The 3,388-nt window shown below is 64.1% G+C and carries 3 protein-coding genes; 1 reads left to right on the top strand and 2 read right to left on the bottom strand.

Features of this window, described 5'->3' with window-relative positions; translation table 11 throughout:
* A partial coding sequence (locus JOZ76_RS24980) for a hypothetical protein (protein WP_291703162.1) occupies positions 1–316 on the top strand: 316 nt, incomplete at its 5' end.
* A 390-nt stretch (positions 317–706) separates the two neighbouring features.
* Here JOZ76_RS24980 and istB read toward each other — a convergent pair.
* Together istB and istA are read right to left on the bottom strand one after the other, a co-directional pair.
* Positions 707–1,468 carry an IS21-like element helper ATPase IstB gene (istB, locus tag JOZ76_RS24975; protein ID WP_291703160.1) on the bottom strand — a complete coding sequence of 254 codons (762 nt, stop codon included), beginning with the start codon at positions 1,466–1,468 and terminating at the stop codon, positions 707–709.
* Positions 1,465–3,057: an IS21 family transposase gene (istA, locus tag JOZ76_RS24970; protein WP_291703158.1), complete on the bottom strand. Its 1,593-nt coding sequence runs from the start codon at positions 3,055–3,057 to the stop codon at positions 1,465–1,467. Before istA ends, istB begins: the two co-directional genes overlap by 4 nt.
* Positions 3,058–3,388: the final 331 nt, after the last annotated feature.

The following is a 3,388-nucleotide window of genomic DNA, read 5'->3' as shown; positions in this document are numbered from 1 at the left end:
ATGGCTGTCGCTCGACATCGACGACAACCGCGAGACGTTCTTCTGGAGCTATCTGATCGCCGCGGGGCAAACCGTCGCGCCCGGTGTTGGAGTGGCGGTCATGTGTGGATCGCCAGGAGCTTTAGGCCAGGTCGTCGCCACGACCATTAGTCCACCCGTAGCTCTTATTTTTGGATCAGTTTATCCGGAGAAACAGCGAGCGCCGCCCCGTCGTCGTCTTTCCGGAGTGGGCATGTGGGTAAGCCCGCAGGGCTTATCCAAGCTCTGCGCCAGCAGAGCGCCATGTCCACGCCGATTCGCGCGCCGCTGTGGATAACTCAGTGAGGCGTGACCACCTCCTCTCCCAATAAATCGACCAGCAGCAGCGGAGCGTCGCACTCAGGACAGTGACCGCCCAAGCCGATGGCGCGACTAAAGTGATGGCAATCCGGGCAGCGACGCTGGCCCACGAGACGTTCCCCGCAACTGGGGCATTCGTACACCGTTTGTGCGACGACGGCGCGGCGTTGCTGAAGTTCGTGTCGTAAGCTCAGCAGGTCCGGCAGGCTGACCTGGCGGCGGAGACGAAATGCACGCTGCTGGTGGGCGCGTGAACAATAGCGCGCGCGAGATGATGGCAACGCGGCGCCGCACAGCAGGCAGCCAGCGCAACCATCACGCGAACCGTCACGCGAACCGTCACGCCTGGGCAACTCGGTAGCCTGCGTCATGCCTGGTCATCTATGCCGCGGTGCTTGGGAGCGAGCTTGGCACGATAGCTGGGTCCCTCGATGACCAGTTGGTGAGCGGCGTTGGCCACGCGGTCGAGTGCACTATTGCCAAGGATGGGGTTGTCGAAGAGGCCGAGCCACTCGTCGACGCCGCGGTTTGAGGTCAACGCGAAACTCGCGTGCCGATGACGTTCGATGATCAGGTCGTACAGGTCCTCACTCTGCTGAGCAGAGAGACGGTGCAGCGCGAAGTCATCCAGGATGAGCAGATCTGGAGCCAGGAAGCGGCGGAAGACGCGTTCGTAGGTGTGGTCGGCACGCGCCTGGCTGAGTTCTTTGAGAAGCGTGTCGGCGCGCGTGAACACCACACTGTGGCCGGCTCTGACGGCGGCGGCGCCAAGCGCCTGGACCAGAAATGTTTTTCCGACGCCAACTGGACCAACCAGGATGACGTGCTCCTTGCGCTGGAGGAACTGGAGCGTAAAGACGTGCTGGAGTTGCTGACGATCGACGTGCACAGGTGAGCTCCAATCAAAAGCGTCGAGTGTGACGCGCTCTTCGAAACCGGCCTGATCGAGGTGACGTTCGAGGGCTTGCTGTTCACGCCGCTGGACCTCGTCGGCCAGCAGCAGCGTCAGGAAAGCGGCGTAATCGAGCTGCTGGGCGCGCGCCAGCGCGAGTCGCTCCGGCAGCGTTGGCACCAGTTGACCCAGCTTCAAGCGTTTGAGCAGCCGCACTAGGTCCGGATCGAGGCTCACGATCGCTCCTCCCCAGCCGGCGTGACGCTGGCAACTGGCAGGTAGCGATGATCGAACGCGGTACCGGGTCGAGTGAAGCGCCCGGCGGGCAATGGCTTGACGCGCTGCTCAGGTGGTGGAGTTGGCTGACCTTCGTGTTCCAGCGCCAGCACCAGGATGCGTTCGACGCGGCGTACTTCCAGCAGATCGAAGCCGAGGGCGCGTGCGCAGGCGGCATCCAGGCGTTCTGGCGTGTAGCGGTCGGCCAGCCGCAGCAGCTTCTGGCCCTGGCGTAGCTTGGACCAGGGGAAGGTGCCCGCCAGCAGCCGCTCGGCGAACTGGCCGACGTTGGGTCCCAACTGCATCGCCTGGCGCACCACGCGGTCCGGGGCACGCATGGCGTAGGCGGTCCGCTCGGGCGGGTAATCGTCGCAATCGGTGGAACGTCCGCCTTTGGGTTTGCGTGGATGAACTTTGACAAGCTCACCCGCGCGATAGAGTTTGACCAGCTTGCTATCGCAGCGGGCCTCGAGCTCGGTGCCGGGTGGGCAGGTCGTCGACGGCGCCGAGTACAGCGCGTACTGGACGCTGACGTGATGATCCGGGTGGACGGTCACGTCCCTCCAGAGCGGCACGTCGTAAGGAACGCCGTCGTAGGGTTGGAGATGAGCCCGCTCCTCGTCTTCAAAGACCACGCGTGGTAGACGCCGTGTGGTGCCGTGCACGCGCAGCCCGGCCACCTCGCGGCACCAGTGCCCGGATTGCTGGCGGCTATCGACGAGGTCGATGAAGTGACTGCCTTTCCACCAGCGCTCGCGTACGTATTTGATGCCATTTTCGACGTGTGGCTTATCCCGCGGCGCTCGCACGCGAGCTGGGTCCAGGAGTAGACCTCGCGCCCGGCTGTACTCCACAAATGCGCGCGTCGGCCGCGGGTTGAGCGCGTCGGGTCCAGCAACTGCCGCCGGAAAATTGTCCAGAATCAAACGCGCAGGTACACCGCCGAAGAAGCGCCATGCCTGCTCCAAGCCTTCGATGGTGGCCTCGACCGTCTGCTGCAGCAGCGGCCACACAAATGCGTATCTGCTGTACACCAGCACCACCAGCAGGCAGTACACGGTCTGGTGCTTGCCGGTGGTCGGATCGATGAGCGTGCCGAGTTTGCCGAAATCCATCTCGGCGACTTCGCCGGGTGCCGTCGGCGCCATGCGCACCGTCGAGCGGGGTTGCTTCCACAGGCCAGCCTGGCGTACGTAGCGCCGCAGCGTGGTGTACTTCACCTTGAGGCGATGCTGCGCATCGAGGAGCTCCTGAATGCGCGTGAGCAGCAGGTGGTCCTGGTCGAGCCAGGCGGCGATCTGATCGCGGTGCGGCTCCAACATCGCCAATTGCGGCGCCACACGTTGTGCTGGCTGAACCGCCACGACACCCAGCCGTCGGAGTTCCAGCAGCTGCGCCTCCGTGGGCGGCGGCCCAGTGGCGCTAAGACCCAGGCTGAGCGCAGCGGCCAGGTACTTCTTGACCGTCTCCCGCGCCAGGCCGGTCGCCCGCGCGATCGCACGCTGGCTCTCCTGCACTTGCCAGCGACGCACCACTTCTTCGATCTCCATCCGATGCAGCTCCCGATAGCCCATCCCGTCCACCTTGGTTGTGGTGGCGAAGATGCTGGCGAACGGAGCCTTGGGTGGCCTAATCCTTCGTGGCGATCTGCTGGCCTAAAGCTTGATGGCGATCAGGCCCCAAACTGGCCTATTCCTCATGGCGATCCACAGCGGTCGCGCGTGTCGGACCGCCGTTCATGTCTATGCGTGGAGCTCTCCTACCTTGGCCGTAACCACGCATCCAGCTCTCGCCTTCCAGGACTCCGATCATCGCCGCGAGGTCATACGCGGTATCGGGCTCGTGCTGCTCATTGCTGTCATCGGCCTGTTCATCGCGAAG

The sequence above is a fragment of the Bradyrhizobium sp. genome (assembly GCF_019244115.1).
Classification (GTDB): Bacteria; Pseudomonadota; Alphaproteobacteria; order Rhizobiales; family Xanthobacteraceae; genus Bradyrhizobium.
The sequence above is the reverse complement of the archived record's forward strand: the minus strand, read 5'-3'. Positions and strand labels throughout refer to the sequence as shown.

What these genes read in the sequence shown, in the direction of transcription:
- istA (WP_291703158.1), bottom strand. Translation starts at nt 3,057, where the DNA reads ATGGAGATCGAAGAAGTGGTGCGTCGCTGGCAAGTGCAGGAGAGCCAG.